The following is a 22,976-nucleotide window of genomic DNA, read 5'->3' as shown; positions in this document are numbered from 1 at the left end:
TTACAGTTTAAAGTTGGGGTCTTCGTTATATGCTCGTTTGTTAAAACGATAGAGATAGGCACCGCGCTTGGAACCGGTTTTATCAATAAGATCTGTCTTTTCGATGAAATCCATGTCCTTGATGCGCTTGCGGAAGTTACGCTTGTCGAGCTCTTCGCCGTTTACAGCCTCATAGAGTCGCTGGAGCTGAGTGAGGGTAAACAGACTGGGAAGCAGACGGAAACCTACAGGCTCCTGTGACAGCTTTTGCTTCATCATCTTGCGGGCCTTTCGGACCATCTCGTTGTGGTCGGAGTAGAGTTGTGGAATATCGTTGATGTCCATCCATTCAACACCGTGCTTGATGCGAAGGTCATCGTCGTAGTCCTTGACATTGATAAGGGCATAGTAGGCGATAGAGACTACGCGCTCACCAGGGTCACGGTCAACATTGCCAAATGCCCCTACCTGGCGCATAAATAGATTCCGAAGTCCGGTAAGCTCGTATAGGGTACGGGTAGCGGCGTCATCGACGCTTTCGTCGCTGGCGACGAAGCCTCCGTAGAGGCTCCATTCGCCACGACCAGGATCCATCTTACGTCTACCGATAAGGATCTTCAGCTTTCCTTCATCAAAACCGAAGATGATACAGTCTACCGACAACCAGACTTTGGAATGTTCACCATAAAATTTTGTCATCTTTGTATCTTAATTTGATGATTCTTACCAGAAATAAGCATAGAAGCAGCTGACAAGACCTACAACCACTAACGTGCCGATGATATCCCATACACCCCAGCTCTCACGAATGCTCTTCTTGAATTCTGGTGTAAAGGTGATAGCGTCAACTTGTTCTTTCGAAGGTGCGGGGGTAAAGCAGCTGACAACAACCATAAGGATGATGATGAATACAAGGAGCCAGCACTCGAAGATGAGCCAGTTGGTCTGCCAGAACCATGAGGTGGCATCCCAGAAGGCACCATCCATAGTAGCCTTACCTGAGTCAGTGATAACATTTGTAACGAGGCGAATCATACCGATGAGGAATCCACCGATGAGTCCCCATTCACCAGCCTTTGGTGTAATCTTCTTGGAGAAGATACCCAGCGTGAATACTGCCACCATAGCCGGAGCAATCAGCGACTGTATATCCTGCAGATAGCTGTAGAGGTTGCCCATGTTCATCATGATTGGCATCCAAGCCAGGCCGAGGAGTACAACGACAACTGTAGCCATACGGCCTACAAATACATAATGAGCCTCGCTCATGCCTTTCTTCATCGGCTTGTAGAAGTCTTCAGTGAAAAGAGTAGCGCAAGAGTTGAAGAATGCTGCCAGAGAAGCCACCAGAGCGCAAACGAAACCAATCGTCACGATACCTTTGATACCGGCAGGCAGGATGTTCTTCACCATCATAGCGAAAGCACCATCGGTAGACTCATGGTTATAGATGTCCATCTCGATACCGCTGCCGGTCTTCAGTGAGAGGGCATATGCAATCATACCGGGAATCAGGAACATGAAGCAGGGGAGTAGTTTGAAGAAACCTGCAGCAATGGTACCACGGCGTGCGCGAGCCATCACCACCTTATTGTCTTCACCAGGAACCTGTCCGAGTACACGCTGAACGATATGCTGGTCAGTACACCAGTACCAGAAACCAATGATCGAGGCTCCGAGGAACACTACGTAGCCAGGGAACTGAGGATACATCGGGTCGCCTGGATCTGTATGGAACATATGTGTGGTTCCAAATCCATCATGTGCGGCGTTACATGCTGCCATCATATTTGACCAACCTTGAGTGATGCTGCCGTCACCGAGGGCAGAGAGACCAAGAAATAGTACGAGGAACGAACCTATAATAAGAATAGGTGTCTGAATGGATGACAGTGTCATCACACCCTTCATGCCACCGAATACGGTGAAAACGGCTGTAATGGCAATCAGTCCAATAGCGCCATACCAGAATGGAATACCGAGGAGATACTTGAAGAAAATACCACCCGTAAAAGCTGTTACTGATACCTTAGTCAGTACATAGGCAACCAAAGTGATGATGGAGAGCCAGGAACCTGTACGCTGTGTGTAACGGAACTTTAGGAAATCGGGCATTGTGATAATCTTACCCATTTTGTTGATAAGCAACTGATAGAAAGGTACGAAGAGCCATCCAAGAATCAGAATCATCCATCCCTGCATCTCCCAGTGGGCCATACCCACACCATCCTTGGCGCCTGTACCGGCAAGACCTACGAGGTGCTCAGATCCGATGTTGGCAGCGAAGATAGCCATACCGATTACATACCAAGGCTCACCCTTACCAAAAAGATAAGCCGAAGAGTCTTCACCCTTCTGGGCTTTTTTGTCTTTCCAGATGGCATACCATACTGCAGCCACCACTCCTAACAGGCCAACGACAAGGACTACCCAGTCGAGCCAGATAAATTCATTTGAACTCCAATTCATTGATTTAGTCTTTAATTAGTAATTATTTGATTGAGAATTTATATGCTGCGTGGCTATAGTATTTCTCGCCTGGATTTAGCGTAGGCAGTATCCAGTCGGGATGGTTGGGAGAGTCTGGATACTTCTGGCTCTCAAGACATACGCTCACGTGTTTGGGATACGTAATGCCATGCTTACGGGCGATGTCCTTGTCAGCACCAACACCCTGGAAGTTTCCACTATATACCTGAACACCAGGTTCGTTGGTGAACATCTCCATGAAAATACCTGTCTTGGGAGAGTAGAGACTTGCGCAAACCTGTGTGTCGTCACCCTTCCCGTCCTTAAACGTATTCAGGCAGAAATTATGATCGTAGCCTGTAGCATTCTGAATCTGATCGAACTCAGACTGGATACTGTCGCCGATGGCGTGTGGTGTACGGAAGTCCATAGGGGTGCCCTCAACAGACTTGATTTCACCTGTCGGAATATAAAGCTTGTCACTGGGGGTGAAATTGTCTGCATTTACATAGAGAACCTGATCATAGCCTGGCTGTGTGAAGTCGCCGCTCAGGTTATAGTAGTTGTGATTGGTTTGATTGATGATGGTTGGTTTGTCAGTCTCTGCCTCCCAAGTCATATCGAGGATATTATCGGCAGTTACCTTATAGGTAGTGATGGCCATCACCTTTCCGGGGAAACCGTTCTCACCTTCTGCAGCCACGATGGTCAGCTTTAAGATGGAGTCACCAATTTGCTCTGCATCGTATACCTGATGCATCCAACCGGTGTTGCCACCGCCATGCAGACAGTTAGGACCGTCATTTTTCTTCAGCTGGATGGTGTCACCATTAAGAATAAACATACCATCCTTGATACGGTTGGCATAACGGCCTACGCTGGAACCATAGTCCGAGGGGGTGTTGATTGTGTCGGCATATTGGGCAATGTTGTCAAAGCCAAGTACAACATCTGTAGGGTTACCATCCTTGTCAGGCACGCAGAGCGATACGATGCGGCCGCCATAGTTCGTAATACACACTTCCATGCCGTTGGCATTCTTTAGTGTGTAGAGCTTTACGGGCTTTGCCTGAATGGTGGTGTCAAACTTGGCAGGGTCGAGACCCGATACCGTGAGTTGTGGAGCCTGCTGGCTACCAGCACAAGCAGAGAGCATCAGCGTAGCCACGCCAATACCCATCAATGTTGCTTTGAATGTTCTCATTTTAAATCGGTTTTAAGTTTGTATATAATTATGTTATCTTTTCTTTTTGGGTGTAAAATTACAATTATTTTTTGAACTGACAATGAAAAAGGATATAAAAATGTGCGGTAAAGTGTAATATTTACACCTTACCGCACAAATTTAACCTTTATAAACACAAAATAGTGTGTTTATAGCATTTCGGAGTTAGCAAATCCTACGTGAACCATCACCGATGACAACATCGTATACCTTTGGCTCGTGACCATATTTGGCTGCGAATTTAGTCTTGGCGTCTTCGATGAAATGCTTGTAGAGATCATTACGTACAAGGTTGATGGTGCAACCACCGAAACCACCGCCCATAATACGGCTGCCCGTTACACCATTCTCCTTGGCAAGATCATTCAGATAGTCAAGTTCTTCACAACTAACCTCATAATCTTTTGACAGTCCTTCGTGGGTCTTGTACATCATTTCACCAACTTTCTCGTAATCGCCTTCGTTTAGGGCATCACATACGGCCAATACGCGATCCTTTTCACCAAGCACGAACTTAGCACGCTTGTAATCTTCTTCACCCACTTCAGCGCGAACCTCGTCGAGTTGTTCCCATGTGCAGTCACGAAGGGTCTCAAACTTACCTTCCGGATGCTTGGCGGCAATGTGCTTAACAACATTCTCGCATGAATTGCGACGGTCGTTATAAGGTGAACCCGCCAGTTGGTGCTTAACCACGGAATCAAGCAGTACGAGACGATAACCGTCTGGCTTAAAGGGGAAATACTCGAACTCACGACTGCGGCAGTCAAGACGCATCAGGCAGCCAGCCTTTCCAAAGACAGAAGCGAACTGGTCCATGATGCCACAGTTAACACCACAATAATTGTGCTCGGTGGCTTGACCTGCCAGGACCATATCCCATTGAGATACTTTATTCTCACCGAAGATGTCGTTCAGGCCACAGGCGAAGCAGCTCTCCATAGCAGCAGAAGAAGACATGCCTGCACCAAGGGGAACATCACCAGCAAAGGCGATGTTAAAACCTTTAACAGGTATGCCCAACTTCTTCATCTCCAAAGAGATACCATAGATGTATCGTGCCCAAGAAGCACGAGGACCATTAGGGTCGGAGAGCTTGAAGTCTACGCGGTCTTTCAGGTCGATGGCATAGGCCATAACGGTATCTTCTGTACCATTGGCACGCATCTCAGCCATGATACCCTTGTCTACTGCGCCAGGGAATACAAAGCCTCCATTATAATCAGTGTGCTCACCGATGAGGTTGATACGTCCAGGAGAAGCATATACATTGCCGGTCTTGCCATCAAAGTGCTTGATGAAACGGCTTCTTACAAATTCGATATCCATCATATTAATAATCGTTTATGAAATTGATTAGTGATTTAGTCTACTTTGATGTCGGTGTTCACATTCTTACAGCCGATGAGGGCATAGAAGAGAATGTAGGCCAACATGGCGATAACAAGCCAATAGCTGAAGATGGGGCCAGCCGACTTGGCCATAGCCTCCTGAATAAGCGGCATGATGCCACCGCCAACCACCATTGTCATGAAGATGCCAGATGCTGCCTCTGTATATTTGCCGAGACCCTCAACAGAGAGGTTGAAGATTCCTCCCCACATGATAGAGGTGCAAAGTCCGCAAGCAGGAATCAGGAATGCCTTGGCAGGAACGTCATGGCCGCTGAAACTGATGGTGACACTCTCGGGCATGAAGATTGCAATAAGCAACAGGATGATAGCCACAGCACTAACCGTAGACAGCTGGAGCTTGGTTGATACCTTGCCTGAGATAGCGCTCGAACAAGCACGCCCAATCATCATCAGAAGCCAATAAGCAGCGGCAAGTGTACCGCCGACGGCTGCAGCACCCTCAAAGCCAAGATCGGTTACATAGAAATTCAACTCCATGGGAATGCCAATCTCGATACCTACATAGAAGAAGATGGCAACAACGCCAAGCAGACAGTGGCGGAAGGCCAGTGGACTGCGTTCATACTTCGGCTGAACCTTACCTAGTGTGGGCTCGGGAATGGTGACTCGGCTGATAATAACGAAAGAGATGGCGAATACGGCCATGCCGATGAACAGCAGGGGAGCAACGTCACTCATACTGGTGTCCTTAGTCACGGTGCCTACGAGAATACCTGCCAGCAGCGGGGTAAGTGTGCCAGTCAGAGAGTTCAGTGTACCACCCACCTGAATCAGCTGGTTACCCTTGTTGCCACCGCCTCCGAGGAGGTTCAGCATCGGGTTCACCACCGTGTTGAGCATGCAGACACAGAATCCGCAGATGAAGGCACCCAAAAGATAGATAATGAGGTTGAGGGCTACGGGGATACTATCATATGTGAACACATAAGTACCTGCACCTACCAGACTTGAGAGATACTGGAAAACCAAACCGACAATACCCACAATCAGAGCGATGAGGGCGGTCTTCTTGTATCCAAACTTGACGAGCATCTTACCTGCTGGGATTCCCATAAAGAGGTAGGCAGCGAAGTTCATCAGGTTACCCCAAGCCTTGGCAAAGGGATACTCGAAGCCCCAAATGTTTCCAAATGGGGCTCCCATATTCGTCACAAAGCTAATCATCGCGAAGATGAAACACATCGTGATGATGGCAATCAGTTTGCCATTGTTCTTTGTCTCAGTCATAAAAGAGTTTGCGTTATAAGTTTACGGTTTACTCAACAACACCGAAGCGGTAGATGGTCTTGTGCTTATAAGTCTGACCGGGACGCAGTACAACGCTGGGGAAGTACGGGCGATTCGGTGTGTCGGGGAAGTGCTGGGTCTCCAGACATACGGCAGAACGGAATGGGAATGTACAACCATTAGCACCCTTGTATCCGCTAGCGTAGTTAGCTGTATAGAGCTGCATTCCTGGCTCTGTGGTATAGCACTCCAGTGTACGTCCACTCTTAGGTTCGGTGATTCTGGCAGCAAAGCTCAGTTCACCTTCCTCGCGCTTGTTGAGTACGTAGTTATGATCGAAGCCTTTACCAAATTTAATCTGCTCATGGTCAGCATTGATGTCCTGTCCGAAGGTTTTCGGAGTACGGAAATCGAATGGAGTCCCCTCAACCTTTAGAATCTCACCAGTTGGGATGGCAGTAGCGTCGGTTGGCAGATAGAAGTCGGCATTGATTTCGCAGATTTGATCCTCGATGGTTGGGGTGGGATCAGCAGTACCAGCCAGTGAGAAGAAAGCGTGATGTGTCAGGTTGACAATCGTCTTCTTGTTGGTGGTGGCCAAATACTCAATCACTAGTTCATTGAGGTCGGTGAATGTGAATTCTACTGTAACGTCGAGCTCACCGGTATAACCTTCCTCACCATATGATGAAATACGATGCAAGGCCAGTGAGCGAGGTCCCATCTGACGAGCATCCCATACCTTGGCATTGAAGCCTACAGCACCGCCATGAAGGTGGTTGGGACCGTCGTTGAGAGCCAACTGGTATTCTTTGCCATTAAGCGTAAACTGTCCCTTGCAGATACGGTTGCCCCATCGGCCAATAAGGGTCGAGAGGTAGGGCTCGTTACCGCTGGTGAGCTGCTTAATGCTGTCATGTCCTTGAATGACGTTAGCTACTTTGCCATCCTTATCGGGGACCATAATTGCACAAATGGCACCTCCATAATTTGAGATTGCCACTTCATAACCCTTACGATTCCTGAGGATGTACAGGTCTGTTTTCTTACCATTGATGGTGGCCTGGAAGTTCTCCCGCTTCAGACCACACAGATTCGCTGTTTCTGTTGTGTTCGCCATATTGAAAATATGTTTTTAGTTACAATTACTAATATTTTCTGCAAAGTAACACAAAAAATCTCAAAATGACGAAGGATTCAACGAAAAAAATGTTTTTGTTGTATTAAAAAAGCCTAAATGCAGTTTTTGAGGAAGTCTGCAACCAAATAACTGCTACCTCCAATAAACACAAAGTCATTATTTGCCGTCTGTTTCTTGGCTGCCTCCCAGGCATTCATAACATCTGGATAGCTCTCGCCTTTAAGGCCTGCACCCTGAGCATAGAGTTTCAGAATATTCTCCGACAAGGCCCGCTTATTATCAGCTTTTGTGAAGTAGTATGTGGCATCTTTCGGCAGCAGGGAGATCACACCCTCCACGTCCTTATCCTCTACCATGCCGAAGATAATATGCTTGTGTTCACAAGGGACTTCGCTAATCTGTTTGCTCAGATATTCCCATCCGGCTACATTGTGTCCTGTATCACAGACAGTCAAGGGTGCCTCACTGATGACCTGCCAACGGCCTTTCAATCCTGTGAGTGAACAAACGTTCTTAAAACCTTCCCTGACTTCTCTGTTGGTGCAGACGGTATTTGCTGGACAATTGACTTTGTTCATATATCCAAGCTTTTCCAGTTGTTTTACAGCACAAAGAATGGTATTGGTATTTTTCTCCTGATAATTGCCTTTCAACTCACCAGCCAGAATACCAAAGCTCTTCGTGTTGTATTCAATCCGATTGTGTTTCTGGCTGACGGATATAATCTCCTGCTGTTCTTCTGCAAATGTGATGGGAGCTTTCAGTGATGAAGCCATTGCCTCAAAAACAGGACGTGTCTCTGGCGCGGTCTCTCCAACGACTACAGGGATGCCCTGCTTGATGATTCCAGATTTTTCTATGGCAATGAGTTCGAGTGAATTGCCAAGGAATTGCGTGTGGTCCATACTGATGTTGGTGATGACCGATAAGATTGGCATGATGATGTTCGTACAGTCTAGACGGCCGCCCATGCCAACCTCTATAACGGCAATATCCACTTGCTTGTCCGCAAAGTATTTGAAGGCCATGGCTGTAGTGACCTCAAAAAAAGATGGCTGCAGAGGAGCAAAGAATGGTTTCTCCTGTTCCACGAAGTTTACAACATATTCTTCTTCAATCGGTCGTCCGTTGATACGGATACGTTCGCTAAAGTCTACAAGATGGGGCGATGTATAAAGTCCCACTTTATATCCACAAGACTGAAGGATGGCGGAAAGCGTGTGAGCACATGATCCTTTGCCGTTAGTGCCGGCAACATGTATGGTGCGATATTTGCTGTGGGGGCGGCCGAAATGCTGATCGAGGGTGATGCTATTGCTTAGCCCTTCTTTATAACCGTCAGCCCCTTGACGCTCAAACATCGGCATCTGGTGGTAGAGATATTCACACGTTTCCTGATATGTCATACCTTATTTATATATATTAATTAAAGTAATTCTTGAATTTCTGGAAAATGGAATCGCGTGTCTGCTTGTCCCCCTTGAAGTTGTCGCTGTTGCGGAATTGCTCAATGGTCTGCTTTTCCTCACGGCTGAGGGTCTTGGGGATATAGACGCTGATGTTAACTACCAAATCGCCCTTGCCGCTGCCATATCCCTGTACGACGGGCAAGCCTTTACCTCTGAGACGAAGGGTCTTTCCTGGCTGGGTACCATTGTCAAGCTTTACCTTCAACTTGGTGCCCTCGATAGTAGGAATCTCAATATCACCTCCTAAAGCCGCTGTGGGGAAGTCAAGAAGCAGGTTGTAAATCAGATCATTGCCGTCGCGTACGAAGGTCTCGTGGGGCTCTTCATCAATAAATACCTGAATATCGCCATTCACGCCGTTGTTCTTGCCGGCATTACCTTTGCCAGGCACATTGACCACCATACCTGCAGCTACACCGGCGGGAATCGTAATTTCTACAACCTCTTCGCCTTTTTCGATGCCTGTGCCACCACAGTGGGTACACTTATTCTTGATCACCTCGCCCGATCCTCCGCAGACAGGACAAACGCTCTGTTGCTGCATCATACCGAAGATGCTCTGAGTGGTGTGGGTGATGACACCGCTACCATGACAAGTCTGGCAGGTCTCCTTACCACTGCCTTTCTCTGCACCAGAACCGCTGCAATGTGGACATGGAACATCTTTTCTTACCTTGAACTTCTTGGTGACTCCCGTATTGATTTCCTCCAATGTCAACTTTACCTTTAAGCGCAGGTCGGTACCACGGTGTTGCTGCTGACGGCGTGAACCGCCACCGAAGCCTCCAAAGCCGTGGCCTCCGAAGATGTCGCCGAACATCGAGAAGATGTCGTCCATGTTCATGGATGCCCCGCCAAAGCCGCTGAAATCGAAACCGCCACCCATGCCTGGTCCGTCGAAGCCAAACTGGTCATATTGCTGACGGGTTTTCGGGTCGTGGAGAACATTATAGGCTTCGGCAGCCTCTTTGAACTTCTCCTCTGCCTCTTTGTCACCAGGGTTGCGGTCGGGGTGATATTTGATGGCAATCTTACGATACGCCTTCTTGATCTCGTCTTCTGTTGCGCCTTTTGCGACGCCTAATACCTCATAGTAGTCTCTTTTCTGTGCCATTCGGATTATATGCGTTTTTTTGAAAATACGATTTGATTACTGCCCGACAGCAACCTTTGCATGGCGGATGACCTTGTCGTTTAGTTTGTAACCTTGCTGGAGACAATCGATGACCTTGCCTTTCTTGTCGTCGCCCATACCAGGAACCATGGCTACGGCCTCATGCAGATCGGTGTCAAAGTCGGCATTGTTGGCCTCAATCTTTGTCACACCTTGGCTCTCCAGTGTCTTCATAAACTTCTGGTGAATGAGTGTCATACCCTCACGGAGCACCTCGGGATCATCGGTTTTCTCACCGTTCTCGATGGCGCGCTCCATATCGTCAAGGATAGGCAGGATGGCAGTGATGACCTTCTCGCCGCCGTTTAGGATAAGTTCTGCACGCTCCTTCAAAGTGCGCTTGCGGTAGTTATCAAACTCGGCCGCTTTGTAGAGCAGTTGTGTCTTCAGCTCTTCAATCTCTGCCTGAGCTTTCTCCAGTGGGTCTTTTTCTTCAGCGGGCTCTTCTGCCTTTGCCTCTTCACTCTCTACTGCTGCTTCTTCTACCGGAGCCTCTTCCAAAGTCTCCTCGTCTTCAATGTTGATATCTTTTTCTGTCATAATAGCATGGTTTTAAATGTTTCTGCAAACGTCTATGCAAATTCCGTGCCGAAATCTTTTTTAATTATACATCTCTGCCTTTTTGGCTTTGATAGTCTCATCATAGATGTAATCGTCATAAGTCATCAGTTTGTCGATGGTACCTTTTGGCGTCAGTTCGATGATGCGGTCGGCCACAGTGTTGATAAACTCATGGTCGTGCGAGGCGAAGAGGATGTTACCTTTGAATTGGATGAGGTTGTTGTTGAATGCCTGGATTGACTCGAGGTCGAGGTGGTTCGTTGGGGTATCGAGGATGAGGCAGTTGGCATTCTTCAATTGCATGCGGGCAATCATACAGCGCATTTTCTCTCCACCAGAGAGCACGCACACCTTCTTCAAGATGTCTTCTTCCTTGAAAAGCATGCGGCCGAGGAACGACTTCATGGTCACCTCATTGCCGGGTCCCCACTGTGAAAGCCAGTCTACGAGGTTCATCTCACTCTGGAAGAATTCTGTATTGTCGAGTGGAAGATAGGCCGTTGTGATGGTCACACCCCACTTATAGGTACCGGCATCTGCCTCGCGATTACCATTGATAATCTCAAAGAGAGCTGTCATGGCTTTCGGATTGTGTGAAAGGAATACGGTCTTCTGTCCTTTCTCAATGGTGAACGACACGTTGTCGAAGAGTACTGTTCCATCCGGATCGGTAGCCTTGAGTCCTTCCACCTCCAGAATCTGTGTACCTGGCTCACGCTCCATCTGGAAGATGATACCAGGGTATTTGCGGGTAGAAGGTGTAATCTCCTCTACGTTCAATTTCTCAAGCATCTTCTTGCGCGAGGTGGTCTGCTTTGATTTGGCCACGTTGGCTGAGAATCTGCGGATAAACTCCTCCAGCTGTTTCTTCTTCTCCTCAGCCTTCATCTTCTGGTTCTGAGCTTGACGCAAAGCGAGCTGACTTGATTCGTACCAGAAGGAGTAGTTACCTGAGAAGAGCGTTACTTTTCCGAAGTCGATATCCACGGTTTGGGTAGACACGGCATCAAGGAAGTGACGGTCGTGGCTCACCACGAGCACACACTGTTCCAGATTCGACAGATATTCCTCCAACCATTGTACGGTGTCGAGGTCGAGATCGTTAGTCGGCTCGTCAAGCAACAGGTTGTCGGGGTGCCCAAAGAGGGCCTTGGCCAGCATAACGCGCACTTTCTCATTATTGGATATCTCGGCCATCTGCTTATAGTGCTGTCCTTCTGCCACACCGAGGTTCTGTAATAACTGGGCTGCCTCGCTCTCTGCCTCATAGCCGTTCATTTCGGCAAAAGCCATTTCAAGTTCTGCGGCGCGGTTGCCGTCTTCCTCACTCATCTCTGGCTTTGAATAAAGGGCCTCGCGCTCCTTCATATTGTCCCACATGGGCTTGTGCCCCATGAGTACAGTGTCCATCACGGAGAATTGGTCGTATTTGAAGTGATCCTGTTCGAGCACACTCATTCTTTCGCCGGGCAACATCTCTACCGAACCCTTGTTAGGCTCCAGCTCACCGCTGATGGCACGGAGTAGGGTGGACTTACCGGCACCGTTGGCACCGATGATGCCATAGATATTACCGCTCGTAAACTTCAGGTTCACGTCCTTATAGAGGACTTTCTTTCCAAACTGTATTTGCAGGTTTGTAACTGTTATCATCTCTTTCTATACCTTATTTATAATAATTGGGCTGCAAAGGTACGAAAATTAATTGAAACTTCCAAATTTTCGTCCGATTAAAGCATCCCCTTGGTCGAAGGTAGCTCATAATGGTAGATGTCGCGCTTGACTGCCATTTTCAAACTGCGGGCCAGTGCCTTGAAGATTCCTTCTATCTTGTGGTGCTCGTTCTGCCCCTCTGCCTTGATGTTCAGATTCATCTTTGCCGCATCGCTGAGGCTTTTGAAGAAATGTAAGAACATTTCGGTTGGCATCTCGCCGATTTTCTCACGTTTGAACTCGGCATCCCATACTAGCCATGGACGGCCTCCGAAGTCGAGGGCAACGCTGCACAGACAATCGTCCATGGGCAATGAATATCCATAGCGCTCGATTCCGCGTTTTGAGCCGAGAGCATTCAGTATACACTCTCCAAGAGCGATGGCCGTGTCCTCAATCGTGTGGTGTTCGTCAACCTCCAAATCGCCCTTCGTGTGGATTGTCAGGTCTATCATGCCGTGCTTGCCAATCTGCTCCAGCATGTGGTCAAAGAACCCCAGTCCGGTAGAAATGTCGCACTTGCCAGTACCATCGAGATTCACCTTGATATGGATGTCGGTCTCCTTGGTGGTACGCTTTACTTCTGCGATTCTCTCTCCTGCAAACAGGATCTCAGAGATCTTTTCCCAAGACATATTTTCGTCGCTCAGAATCAGAGATTTACAACCGATGTTTTGAGCAAAGGTTCGGTCTGTCTCGCGGTCGCCGATGACGAATGAATTTTCGATGTCATAGTGCTCGGTATCTTGGATATATTTCTCTACCAGTCCCGTGTTAGGCTTGCGTGTTGGGGCATTGTCTTCAGGAAAGTGAGGGTCGATCAGTATTTCATCGAAGGTGATGCCTTCGCCTGCGAGCGTCTGGAGAATGAAGTTGTGGACAGGCCAGAAAGTGTCCTCTGGAAAGGCATCGGTACCGAGGCCATCCTGATTGCTGACCATCACAAAATCAAAGTCAAGTTTCTCACGGATGAAAGCGAGGTTGCGGAACATGCCCTTGACAAACTTCAGCTTCTCAAAGCTGTCGATCTGCTCGTCTGCAGGCTCCTCAATCAGGGTGCCGTCGCGGTCGATGAATAGTATTCGTTTCTTCATATTTTTTCAATGTTTAGTTCTTTCCTTTCCTTCTCTCTGAGGGCGATGGTAATGTTGGCCATGTAGAGGGGTGCTATGATGGTCATCCAGACATAGGCCTGCAAGAAACCTGCTATGAGAAAGGCGCCGATAGAGAGCCATTTCACGTAATCGGGCATGCCTGCAGGGTCGCCCATCAGCACACCAATCTGCGACTCCCAGTTGGCTGCCATCATAATAACCATGGGCAACGATGTGATGAGCGTCAGCACGATGACGGCTATCAGACAGACGATCGTTACCAGCACGGTCAGTCCCAGATGGCGCATGCGGGCACTAAAGGGAATGGGGCCTGTTGGTTCGAGCAGATGTTTTCGGAGCCTTCTGGAAGTATAGGCTAGGAATAAGATGACTGCCACAATCCAAAGTCCGATGGCTGGCCATACAAAGGCAGGGGATACCAATACTGGCAGTGCTGAGGCTACTGCGCTGATGACTGCAAATACGAGTGCTGCGGGCCATGTAAGGCGGAAGATACGACGGAATCGGGCACTGAACCACTGGTAGCCGTCGCTGATGCAAGCGCGGCCGCTACGTATCTTCTGAAGGGTATTTTCGTTGTTTTTTTCCATTGTCTGACTTGATTTTCGGTGCAAAGTTACAAAATAAATCATAAATATTAATGCATAATGCATAATATTTCGTATCTTTGCAGCCAAAACATATCATAATGAAACGATTGAAGTGGGGATTCATCGGCTGCGGTGAAGTGACAGAGAAGAAAAGCGGACCTGCCTTTAGCGAGGTTGAGGGCTCCAGCGTGGTGGCTGTGATGAGCCGTACGGAACAGCATGCGCGCACCTATGCTGTGACCCACGGCATCCGTAAATGGTATACCGATGCCCAGGAGCTGATCGATGATCCTGACGTGAATGCTGTCTATGTAGCCACGCCGCCATCGAGCCACGCCACTTATGCCATCATGGCCATGAAGGCTGGTAAACCGGTCTATGTGGAGAAGCCTTTGGCAGCCAGCTATGAAGACTGTGCCCGCATCAATCGTATCTCCGAGCAGACGGGCATCCCTTGCTTTGTGGCCTACTACCGCCGCTATCTGCCTTATTTCCAAAAGGTGAAGGATATTGTGTCGAGTGGCCGCATCGGTAAGATTCTCAATGTACAGATACGCTATACCGAGCCGCTGCGCCAGACTGATGCCGATGCCATCAGCAACCATACACCGCTGCCTTGGCGTCTGCAACCCGAGATTGCGGGTGGCGGCTATTTCTACGATATGGCTCCCCATCAGCTCGACTTGCTTCAGGATATGTTTGGCGTGATCCTTGAAGCCCGTGGCATCTGCGCCAATCGTGGTGGCTTCTATGATGCTGAAGACTCGGTGAGCGCCTGCTTCCGGTTTGAGAATGGGCTGCCGGGAAGCGGCTCATGGTGCTATGTGGCTCACGAGAGTGCCCGTGAAGACTGTATTGAAATCATTGGAACAGAGGGGCAGGTGAGCTTCTCGGTGTTTGATTATAACCCTATCCGCCTGCAGACCAGCGAGGGCGATGAGAGCATCACGGTGCCCAACCCGCCTTATGTGCAGTATCCGCTCATTAAGAATGTGATAGAGCATCTGCAGGGGTTGGCGGTCTGTACATGTACCAGTATATCGGCAACGCCTGTGAACTGGGTGATGGATCGTATCTTGGGTAAATTCTGATGTCTGGGTGATGAAGTGGGTGGTGATAATACTGACGGCGATGCTGGGTTTTGCAACTGCGGTTGCTCAGGATTCGCTGCACACGGATAAATCCCACGACATGGGTGTCATCCGCCAGACCATCCGAGGCTTTGACCGCTTGGAAGACGAGTACATCGAACCGCAGCACTATGAGTTTACCGTGATGGGACAGGTGACCCGCACCTACGAGAGCTTTGAGTTGAGCAGCAACGGCCAGTCTATCCGGCTCGCACCCGATGGCCTTACCAAGGTAGGTCCCTATTTCGGCTGGCGATGGTTCTTCTTAGGCTACACCTTTGATATTAAGAACATCGGTTTTGGCCACAACGGCCTGAAGAATCAGCTCGATCTGAGCATCTATTCCTCGCAGGTAGGTATCGATATCTTTTATAGGCGTTCGGGCGATGATTATAAGATACGCGATGTGAAGTTGGGCTATGGCGTCGATGGCGAATTGTTTGAGGGAATGCCGTTCGGTGGCATCGATGTGGGGATAACGGGTGTCAGTGCCTACTATATCTTCAACCATGGTCGCTTCTCCTATCCGGCAGCCTTCAGCCAGTCCACCTGCCAGAAGATAAGCTGTGGCTCGTGGCTCGCAGGGGCGGGCTATACGCACAACACGCTCGATATGGACTACGATGAGCTCGAGCAGGCGCTGCAAAACCGTATGGGCACGCAGGAGCTGGAACTTGACAGCGGCATGATGTTCAAGGATATCCAGTACAACGATTTCATGATCTCTGGCGGCTATGCCTACAACTGGGTGTTTGCCAAGAACTGGCTTTTCTGTGCCAGCGCTCAGTTGGCATTGTCTTACAAGACGAGCTACGGTAAGGTGGCTGATGAGAAGCAGGGATTCGATTTCTCGAAGGTGAACCTTGATGGTATCTGGCGCTTCGGACTGGTCTATAATAACACCCGCTGGTATGTGGGTGCTAGTGCCATCCTCCGGTCAAACAACTACCGGACATCGCGCTTTAAGGCTAACAATATCTTCGGCTCGTTCAATGCATATATAGGTTACAATTTTGTGCTGAAGTCAAAATATAAGAAGAAAAAGAAAGTATGATGAGACGTTTATCGATATACCCGATATTGATCCTGCTGCTTTGGCCGATGGCTGTATCGGCAAGGAAACAGGTCAAGGAATTGACCACCGACAGTATCACGGTGTGCCAGCTGTTGCACGAAGCCAGCCAGTTGCCGGCATCCGCCAACCTGCCGCTCTTCTTTGCCAAGAAGTTTATCGGGCGTCCATACGTGGCAGCTACCCTCGAGGGCAACGACCCTGAATGCCTGGTGGTCAACACGCGTCAGCTCGACTGCACTACGTTGGTGGAGAATGTGATGGCCCTCACGCTCTGTGTCCAGCGGCATAATCTCAGCTACTATGCCTTCAAGCATGCCCTCGTGGATATGCGTTATCGTGGGGGGCTCATCCGGGGCTATACCAGCCGCATCCATTATTTCACCGAGTGGATCACCGAGAACACCAAGGCGGGCATCGTCCATGAGATACAGGCTCCGAATCCGCCCTTTACCGCCCTTCAGCAAGTCAGTGTCAACTATATGAGCCAGCACCCGAAGAGCTACGAGGCTTTGAAGAAGCATCCGGAGTTTGTTGGCGATATCCGCAAGATGGAACAAAAGGTGTCTGGCCAGCAGTTTCGCTATATTCCCAAATCGGCCGTTGGCAACAGCCAGCAGCTGCGCAAGGCCGTCAACGACGGCGACATCATCGCCATCACCTGCAAAAAGCCTGGGCTCGACATCGCGCACCTCGGCTTTGCGGTATGGAAAAACGATGGGCTTCACCTGTTGAATGCCTCGCAACTGCATAAGAAGGTGGTGCTCGAGCCCATGACGCTCTATCAGTATCTGCAGAAGCACCCCTCTCACACCGGTATCAGAATCATTAGAATCAACAAATAAACAGTAACATGATGGAATTACCCGATTTTATGAGTTATGCCAACAAATTCTCCCAGTCAGAATTTGCTGAGAAGATCTCCCGCATCGCCAAGCGAGCCGGAGCCAAGTTAGTGTATGCTGCCCTCATCCTCTATTACACGCTGCAGAGCGACAAGGTGAGCAAGAGCGACAAGGCCATTATCATCGGAGCGCTCGGCTACATGATCAGTCCGCTCGACGTGATTCCCGATGCTATTCCCATTGCCGGACTCACCGACGACCTCGCCGTGCTGCTCTTTGTGCTCAAGAAGGTATGGACGGGCATCGACCCCGAGATTGTGGAGCAGGCCCGTGCAAAGCTCTCGAAGTGGTTTGATGAAGAAGAGATCAGTGAAATCCAGAATCTCTTCGACTCTGAAGAATAAAAAACAAACAATCCCCGCCAGAATCATCTGACGGGGATTACTTTGCTTCGAGGTGCGTGGCGGATTCGAACCGCCGTGGACGGTTTTGCAGACCGTAGACTAAGCCACTCATCCAACGCACCGTTTGCAAATGCGGGTGCAAAGGTAGCCATTTTTATTGATACTGCCAAATTTTTCGGCTACTTTTTATGGCCGTAATGCCCTTTTTCGCAATTTTTCTTGTCTTTTATGTCTTTCAAGGCGCATCCGGTGCAGCCGTAACAAGGATCATTGGCCTTCTTGAAGCTGATATAGACGCGGCGTGCAGCATAGCCCACGGCCCCTGTCAATACGATTCCGACAACCACAATCTGCCACATCGCGCCCACTTACCACTATAGTTTCGTAAGCTTACGAAGCAACACCTTGTTCACGCGCTGGATCCGCTTGCCGCGCTTCTCGATGTCCTCACGTACATTATTTATATTATTAAAGAGGTCGCTGAAAGCGTTGAGCACGGGGTTGGGCTGCCCATTATCCTCTTCCACCTTCGGATTGGCCAGGATGCGTATGCCGCCCGGCTCCATGTGAACGTCGATGTCGGCATCGGTCATGATGGGGTCGCCGTCATAATGGATGGCACCCGGTTCGTTGCGGTGTATATGGAGGCTCTTGGTGCGGAAAGTCTTGATCTTTGAGTTGTTGCCGAGGGTCTTCATAAAGAGGTCGGCGGCTATCTGTGGTGCATCGAGGGCTGTAAAGGGCTCCATGATGATCACGTCCATCTCACCGTCCTTCATCGTGGCACCTGGTGCGATGTAGGCATTATTGCCGTATTGCGAGGCGTTGGCACAGGCAATGAGGAAAGCCTTATAGCGCTTGGCCCCTGTCTCGTCCTCCACCTCATAAGTCTCGGGCTTGTAGTTCAGTCCTTCCTTCAGCACATTCTCTGCGTAGGTGATGGGGCCGCGCTTGCCTGCCTCGGCAAACTTCAGCGAGATAAACGCATCGAAGCCCATACCACAGGTGCAGAAGAAAGGCATACCGTTGATCACGCCGTAGTCGAACGTCTCCACATTATAGCTGTTGATGATGCCGATGGCCTTCTTCACATCGAGGGGCAGGCAGAGGTGGCGCGCCAGTCCGTTGCCCGAGCCGCAGGGGATGATGGCCAGCGCCGTCTGGGTGTGTACGAGCGAGCGGGCCACCTCATTCACGGTGCCGTCGCCGCCCACGGCCACTACCACATCTTCCTCCAGCTCCACACACTCCTTGGCTATCTCTGCGGCATGTCCCGCATACTCCGTGAATCGGATGGTATAGTCATAGAGCTCCTGATCGAGCGTCTGTTCAATCAGATTCGGTATCTCCTCTTTTGAGTGGGTGCCGGAAATGGGGTTCAGTATAAATGTGATTTTCTTCTTTTCCATCATAATCTGAGTGCAAAAATACAAAAATTGCCTGAAAAATCAGTTATAAATGAAATAAAAATACCAAAAAGCGACATTTATTAATAAAAACTTGCACGATTTGCCAAAAAATGTGTAACTTTGCAGCCTGAAAATAAAAATAAAGAACATACCTATAAGGAATGGGACAGTTACAAGAGAAATATTCGCATTATCGTGAGCCGCAGAAATTCATGGAGGCTGACGTATATCCCTATTTCCGTGCTATTGAAGGAAAGCAGGGAACGGAAGTGGAAATGGGCGGTCACAAAGTGCTCATGTTCGGTTCTAACGCCTATACAGGCTTAACGGGCGACCAGCGCATCATCGATGCCGCAAAGGCTGCACTCGACAAGTATGGCTCCGGATGTGCCGGCAGCCGCTTCCTCAACGGAACGCTCGACCTGCACGTGCAGCTTGAAAAGGAGATCTCAGAGTTTATCGGCAAGGAAGACTGCCTCTGCTTCTCTACGGGATTCTCCGTCAACCAGGGCGTATTGGCCATGGTAGTAGGCAAGGACGACTATATCATCTGCGACGATCGCGACCACGCCAGTATTGTGGACGGTCGTCGTCTTTCGTTTGCCAAGCAGCTCCACTACAAGCACAACGATATGGAAGATCTTGAGCGCGTGCTCCAGAAGCTTCCTTACGAGGCCATCAAGCTTATCGTCGTCGATGGTGTCTTCTCCATGGAAGGCGATTTGGCCAAGCTTCCCGAGATCGTAGAGCTCAAGCACAAGTACAACTGCTCCATCATGGTCGACGAGGCCCATGGTATCGGTGTCTTCGGTAAGCAGGGTAGGGGCGTCTGCGATCACTTCGGACTCACCGACGAGATCGACCTCATCATGGGAACCTTCTCCAAGTCGCTGGCCTCCATCGGTGGTTTCATTGCCTCCGACTGGGATACCATCAACTTCCTGCGTCACACCTGCCGCACCTATATCTTCTCGGCATCCAACACGCCCGCTGCCACTGCGGCAGCCATGGAGGCTCTCCATATCATCCAGAAAGAGCCCGAGCGCATTGCTGCCCTTTGGGATGTCACCAACTATGCCCTGAAGCGTTTCCGTGAAGAAGGCTTCGAGATTGGCGACACCGAGAGTCCCATCATTCCGCTCTATGTGCGCGATGTGGACAAGACGTTCCTTGTGACCTCCCTCGCCTTCAAGGCCGGTGTGTTCATCAACCCCGTCATCCCGCCTGCATGTGCTCCTCAGGATACCCTCGTGCGTTACGCTCTCATGGCCACCCATACCCATGAGCAGGTAGACCGCTCGGTGGTTGCTCTGAAGAAGATTTTCGTAGAACAGGGTATCATTAAGTAATTGAATATTGAAGATTGAAGATTGAGATGTGTTAATAAATATAAAGAATTGCACTTTTTTCAATTTTCAATCTTCAATCTTCAATAATTATTAGTACCTTTGCACCCGCAAAAACGGGGCGTAGCGCAGTTGGTAGCGTTCCTGGTTTGGGACCAGGCTGTCGCAGGTTCGAGTCCTGTCGCCCCGACTTCAAAGAAAAAGACCGCTGATTCGTTAAGAGTCAGCGGTCTTTACGTAAAAACGTGTAACTATGGAAAAGGGATGTCATCTAAGGCTCGTCCAGACGTCTTGAACCACTCATTCAGACTATCTCTATACCCTATAAGGGATTATCTGAACACGAGTAAGAGACTATCTGGATGGCGCGTAGAGACTATCTGAACAACCCAAGTAAAGAATTTCCCCGGGACCGTTGGTGGTTTCGGGGATTTTCTTCTATCTCGTGTAGCCCAGTCGCTGTATGGTCTTGACGGCATCGGGGACGGTGCGGGGAGCCTGGGAGTTGTCGTAGGTGTTTCCGGGATGGAAGGGGTTGGGGATGTCGGAACGGCCACGTAACCCCTTGTCAATCATATACTTCAGCGTCAGATCGGAACGGTTGGTGAAACATCCGTCGGCAGCGATGCTCCCCTCGGCTGTGTCCACGTATTTCTCCATCTGCATCTGGGTATCGAAAGAGTAGGGGTGGTTGAGCATGCCACTACGGCGCGTCAGCTGTGCCTGCCACGGGGCGTTGAGCTCGTCGTAGTTGTTTGGCTCTCCGGCAATGGACGGTCCTATGATATGCGCCCCGTGGTCGAGCCCATATTTGATGGCCTGTGCAAACCCTTCAGGCGTGGTCAGCTCAAAGTCGCCGGGCAGTGGCGGAACGTTGATCCACAGCAGGTAGCACATCGGCACGCGTCCCTTGAAGATGGCATAGGCACGGTTCAGGGCCTCGTTCGAGAAGGTCTGAAGGATCACCTTGCCGTTCGTGCGCCCTACGTTCACCTTTCCATTGACATAGAAAGCCGTTTCCGTGGCGGGCTTGGTGATGATGTTCCACCCCTCAAGGTCCAGAATGTCGTAGACACGCTGCTCCATATTCTCAGGGTTCACTTCCGGTTCCTTAAACTCGATATAGATGCCCGGGCGGTGGCCGCTGTCCTGTGGGTCGTCCACATAAGCTTTGGTGAAGTCATAGTCCAGGAAATCCATGTAGACATCCTTATAGGTGCCTTTGGCAGCAATGGTCTGCCAAATCTCGTGCAGCGTCTTTCCCTGATATTCGGGTTTGATGCTGTAGGGCAGTTGCCGTTCGCCGTCATCCTTACGCTGCAGCATCCTGCCATTGGCATAGGCTATCTGGTCTCGCAGGGCCGACACATATTGTCCTGTGCAATAGTGCAGCCTGCCGTCGGCAAAATAGCCGTTGCGCGAGGCGGCAAAGGATTCGCCAAACCACTTTCCTGCATCCAGCATCAACAGCTCTGCATAGTAATACGATTGCATGTAGTAGGGACGGAAGGAGGCTTCGTCGCGCTGATATTGCTCCAGGGCGTCCTCGTGCGAAAACCCCAGGGATTCATAAAACTGCATGCGGGTGGCTGGAATGGCTGCCCCGAAGAGCTCCTCCACATTGGTGGTGCGCTTCAGGTTGTCATCATGGTTGGCAATGATCACACCGTCCTTGCTGCATTGGAGGTCGGACTCCAGATAGTCGGCACCCATCTCGCGTGCCCACCTCCAAGCACTCTCGGTCTCTTCAGGCGCCCAATAGGTGGAGCCACGATGGGCCATCACGGCATAGAGCGGCACATAGTCGCGTATGGCTGCCATCTCGTTGCTGATGGTCTGGACACCCACCTCCGCAGGCTGGTCAGAGTTGTCTGTGCAGGCAGATAAACCAAGAACGATTGCCACCAGCCACAGCCTCGTCAGTGCTTTACCTAAAACGACGTCCGACATACGACAGCTTCTCCAAATTGAACTTGCTGTTGTTTAACTCCTGCTCTTCCTGGAAACGGTATTCATAGCCATCTATCGTTAGTACATATTTATTATTTGTTGCCATAGGTTTTTGTTTTTGGTGTCTGTTTAACTTTTTTTGTGTAGCTTCGAAAAGTCAGGGTTTAGTCGTCGTCTTCCTGCCCCAATTTCATCTGGTACATCACCACATCATTGTTGGCTGCAAAATAGTCTATTTGCTGTTGGTGAAGTTGATTAAGCTTTCTCTGCAATTTGATATCCGTGACGCCCGACTGCTCCTTTCTGGCCTTGTCCTCCACGAAATTAATGAGGTTGGTAAAGCCGGTGATTTCAAAGATTTCGTGGATCTTTTTGTCGCAGTTCACGAACTCAATCTTAGGAGAATTGCCAAATTTCCGATACGTATAAGTGACAACACGGAGACCAAGACTGGAGATATACACGAGGTCGGTGGCATCGAACACCATTTTCGTGATATTCTGACTCCTATATTGTTGCAGAGCCTCTTGCAGCTCTGGGGCATTTTGAGACGTCAGTTCATAACCTAAATAGATATAGAGGGTAGTCCCTTCCAGTCTGATAGTAAAATCATTTTCCATTATTATTCTAATTAGTTATTGATGGACTTGTGTGCAAAGATACAAAAAAGTCGCTTCATAAGGGTTGCTAAATCGTTAATTAACATAAAATAATAGTTGTTTTGAATCTTTTTTTGTACTTT

Annotated in this window: 22 protein-coding genes and 2 tRNA genes; 6 read left to right on the top strand and 18 right to left on the bottom strand. The window is 49.4% G+C overall.

What is annotated here, in order from left to right; genetic code table 11:
- From BMY16_RS03995 to BMY16_RS03940, 12 genes are all read right to left on the bottom strand, one after another.
- A complete protein-coding gene (locus BMY16_RS03995) occupies positions 1 to 678 on the bottom strand; it encodes an NUDIX hydrolase (protein WP_091840248.1) in 678 nt (225 codons plus the stop codon).
- 24 nt (positions 679 to 702) lie between these two features.
- Positions 703 to 2,448, bottom strand: coding sequence for a sodium:solute symporter (locus BMY16_RS03990; protein WP_091840247.1), 1,746 nt, complete (start codon positions 2,446 to 2,448; stop codon positions 703 to 705).
- A 22-nt stretch (positions 2,449 to 2,470) separates the two neighbouring features.
- The gene (locus BMY16_RS03985) at positions 2,471 to 3,652 is read right to left on the bottom strand and encodes an aldose epimerase family protein (protein WP_091840245.1); all 1,182 of its coding nucleotides are present in this window, start codon (positions 3,650 to 3,652) and stop codon (positions 2,471 to 2,473) included.
- Between the two features lie 186 nt (positions 3,653 to 3,838).
- Entirely contained in the window at positions 3,839 to 5,002 is a 1,164-nt protein-coding gene (galK, locus tag BMY16_RS03980; protein ID WP_091840536.1) for a galactokinase, read from the bottom strand.
- Positions 5,003 to 5,037: 35 nt separating this feature from the next.
- Entirely contained in the window at positions 5,038 to 6,315 is a 1,278-nt protein-coding gene (locus BMY16_RS03975; protein WP_091840243.1) for an MFS transporter, read from the bottom strand.
- A gap of 28 nt (positions 6,316 to 6,343) precedes the next feature.
- On the bottom strand, positions 6,344 to 7,435 hold the full coding sequence (locus tag BMY16_RS03970) for an aldose epimerase family protein (protein ID WP_091840242.1): 1,092 nt from the start codon (positions 7,433 to 7,435) through the stop codon (positions 6,344 to 6,346).
- Positions 7,436 to 7,548: 113 nt separating this feature from the next.
- A complete protein-coding gene (locus BMY16_RS03965) occupies positions 7,549 to 8,862 on the bottom strand; it encodes a bifunctional folylpolyglutamate synthase/dihydrofolate synthase (RefSeq protein ID WP_091840240.1) in 1,314 nt (437 codons plus the stop codon).
- Between the two features lie 16 nt (positions 8,863 to 8,878).
- Complete coding sequence (gene dnaJ / locus BMY16_RS03960; RefSeq protein WP_091840239.1) at positions 8,879 to 10,039, bottom strand: molecular chaperone DnaJ; 1,161 nt, start codon at positions 10,037 to 10,039, stop codon at positions 8,879 to 8,881.
- A gap of 36 nt (positions 10,040 to 10,075) precedes the next feature.
- The gene (locus BMY16_RS03955; RefSeq protein WP_091840237.1) at positions 10,076 to 10,639 is read right to left on the bottom strand and encodes a nucleotide exchange factor GrpE; all 564 of its coding nucleotides are present in this window, start codon (positions 10,637 to 10,639) and stop codon (positions 10,076 to 10,078) included.
- A 60-nt stretch (positions 10,640 to 10,699) separates the two neighbouring features.
- On the bottom strand, positions 10,700 to 12,313 hold the full coding sequence (locus tag BMY16_RS03950; protein WP_091840235.1) for an ABC-F family ATP-binding cassette domain-containing protein: 1,614 nt from the start codon (positions 12,311 to 12,313) through the stop codon (positions 10,700 to 10,702).
- A 77-nt stretch (positions 12,314 to 12,390) separates the two neighbouring features.
- On the bottom strand, positions 12,391 to 13,467 hold the full coding sequence (hisB, locus tag BMY16_RS03945) for a bifunctional histidinol-phosphatase/imidazoleglycerol-phosphate dehydratase HisB (RefSeq protein WP_091840233.1): 1,077 nt from the start codon (positions 13,465 to 13,467) through the stop codon (positions 12,391 to 12,393).
- On the bottom strand, positions 13,464 to 14,078 hold the full coding sequence (locus BMY16_RS03940; protein WP_091840231.1) for a hypothetical protein: 615 nt from the start codon (positions 14,076 to 14,078) through the stop codon (positions 13,464 to 13,466). Before BMY16_RS03940 ends, hisB begins: the two co-directional genes overlap by 4 nt.
- Before the next feature lie 98 nt (positions 14,079 to 14,176).
- Here BMY16_RS03940 and BMY16_RS03935 point away from each other — a divergent pair, with 98 nt between their 5' ends.
- The 4 genes from BMY16_RS03935 to BMY16_RS03920 are packed head-to-tail and all read left to right on the top strand — an operon-like array spanning position 14,177 to position 17,529.
- On the top strand, positions 14,177 to 15,169 hold the full coding sequence (locus BMY16_RS03935; protein WP_091840230.1) for a Gfo/Idh/MocA family protein: 993 nt from the start codon (positions 14,177 to 14,179) through the stop codon (positions 15,167 to 15,169).
- A gap of 10 nt (positions 15,170 to 15,179) precedes the next feature.
- Positions 15,180 to 16,262, top strand: a complete 1,083-nt coding sequence (locus BMY16_RS03930; RefSeq protein WP_244512885.1) for a DUF4421 domain-containing protein — start codon at positions 15,180 to 15,182, stop codon at positions 16,260 to 16,262.
- Positions 16,259 to 17,125, top strand: a complete 867-nt coding sequence (locus BMY16_RS03925) for an N-acetylmuramoyl-L-alanine amidase-like domain-containing protein (RefSeq protein ID WP_244512870.1) — start codon at positions 16,259 to 16,261, stop codon at positions 17,123 to 17,125. The genes BMY16_RS03930 and BMY16_RS03925 overlap by 4 nt, the downstream gene beginning before the upstream one ends.
- Before the next feature lie 11 nt (positions 17,126 to 17,136).
- On the top strand, positions 17,137 to 17,529 hold the full coding sequence (locus BMY16_RS03920) for a YkvA family protein (protein WP_091840533.1): 393 nt from the start codon (positions 17,137 to 17,139) through the stop codon (positions 17,527 to 17,529).
- Between the two features lie 50 nt (positions 17,530 to 17,579).
- Here the strand turns inward: BMY16_RS03920 and BMY16_RS03915 are convergent.
- The 3 genes from BMY16_RS03915 to BMY16_RS03905 form a co-directional block, all read right to left on the bottom strand.
- Positions 17,580 to 17,651 (bottom strand) — tRNA-Cys (locus tag BMY16_RS03915).
- Positions 17,652 to 17,708: 57 nt separating this feature from the next.
- Positions 17,709 to 17,888: a hypothetical protein gene (locus BMY16_RS03910; protein ID WP_091840226.1), complete on the bottom strand. Its 180-nt coding sequence runs from the start codon at positions 17,886 to 17,888 to the stop codon at positions 17,709 to 17,711.
- Positions 17,889 to 17,903: 15 nt separating this feature from the next.
- Positions 17,904 to 18,938 (bottom strand): diacylglycerol/lipid kinase family protein, encoded by a 1,035-nt coding sequence (locus BMY16_RS03905; RefSeq protein WP_091840532.1) that lies wholly within the window; start codon positions 18,936 to 18,938, stop codon positions 17,904 to 17,906.
- A 161-nt stretch (positions 18,939 to 19,099) separates the two neighbouring features.
- Between BMY16_RS03905 and spt the strand changes: the two genes are divergently transcribed.
- Together spt and BMY16_RS03895 are read left to right on the top strand one after the other, a co-directional pair.
- Positions 19,100 to 20,287, top strand: a complete 1,188-nt coding sequence (gene spt, locus BMY16_RS03900; RefSeq protein WP_091840224.1) for a serine palmitoyltransferase — start codon at positions 19,100 to 19,102, stop codon at positions 20,285 to 20,287.
- A gap of 114 nt (positions 20,288 to 20,401) precedes the next feature.
- Positions 20,402 to 20,474: transfer RNA gene (locus BMY16_RS03895), tRNA-Pro, on the top strand.
- A 248-nt stretch (positions 20,475 to 20,722) separates the two neighbouring features.
- On the opposite strand, the gene BMY16_RS03890 is transcribed toward BMY16_RS03895, so the two are convergent.
- From BMY16_RS03890 to BMY16_RS03885, 3 genes are read right to left on the bottom strand one after another with little or no spacing between them, the layout of a single operon-like run.
- Positions 20,723 to 22,234 carry a glycerophosphodiester phosphodiesterase family protein gene (locus tag BMY16_RS03890; RefSeq protein ID WP_091840223.1) on the bottom strand — a complete coding sequence of 504 codons (1,512 nt, stop codon included), beginning with the start codon at positions 22,232 to 22,234 and terminating at the stop codon, positions 20,723 to 20,725.
- Positions 22,212 to 22,340, bottom strand: coding sequence for a hypothetical protein (locus tag BMY16_RS15915; RefSeq protein WP_262987319.1), 129 nt, complete (start codon positions 22,338 to 22,340; stop codon positions 22,212 to 22,214). Before BMY16_RS15915 ends, BMY16_RS03890 begins: the two co-directional genes overlap by 23 nt.
- 58 nt (positions 22,341 to 22,398) lie before the next feature.
- Positions 22,399 to 22,854 (bottom strand): STAS domain-containing protein, encoded by a 456-nt coding sequence (locus tag BMY16_RS03885; RefSeq protein WP_091840221.1) that lies wholly within the window; start codon positions 22,852 to 22,854, stop codon positions 22,399 to 22,401.
- Between the last annotated feature and the right edge of the window lie 122 nt (positions 22,855 to 22,976).

Source organism: Prevotella sp. ne3005 (genome assembly GCF_900110085.1).
Classification (GTDB): Bacteria; Bacteroidota; Bacteroidia; order Bacteroidales; family Bacteroidaceae; genus Prevotella.
This window is presented reverse-complemented; position numbering and strand designations above follow the sequence as displayed.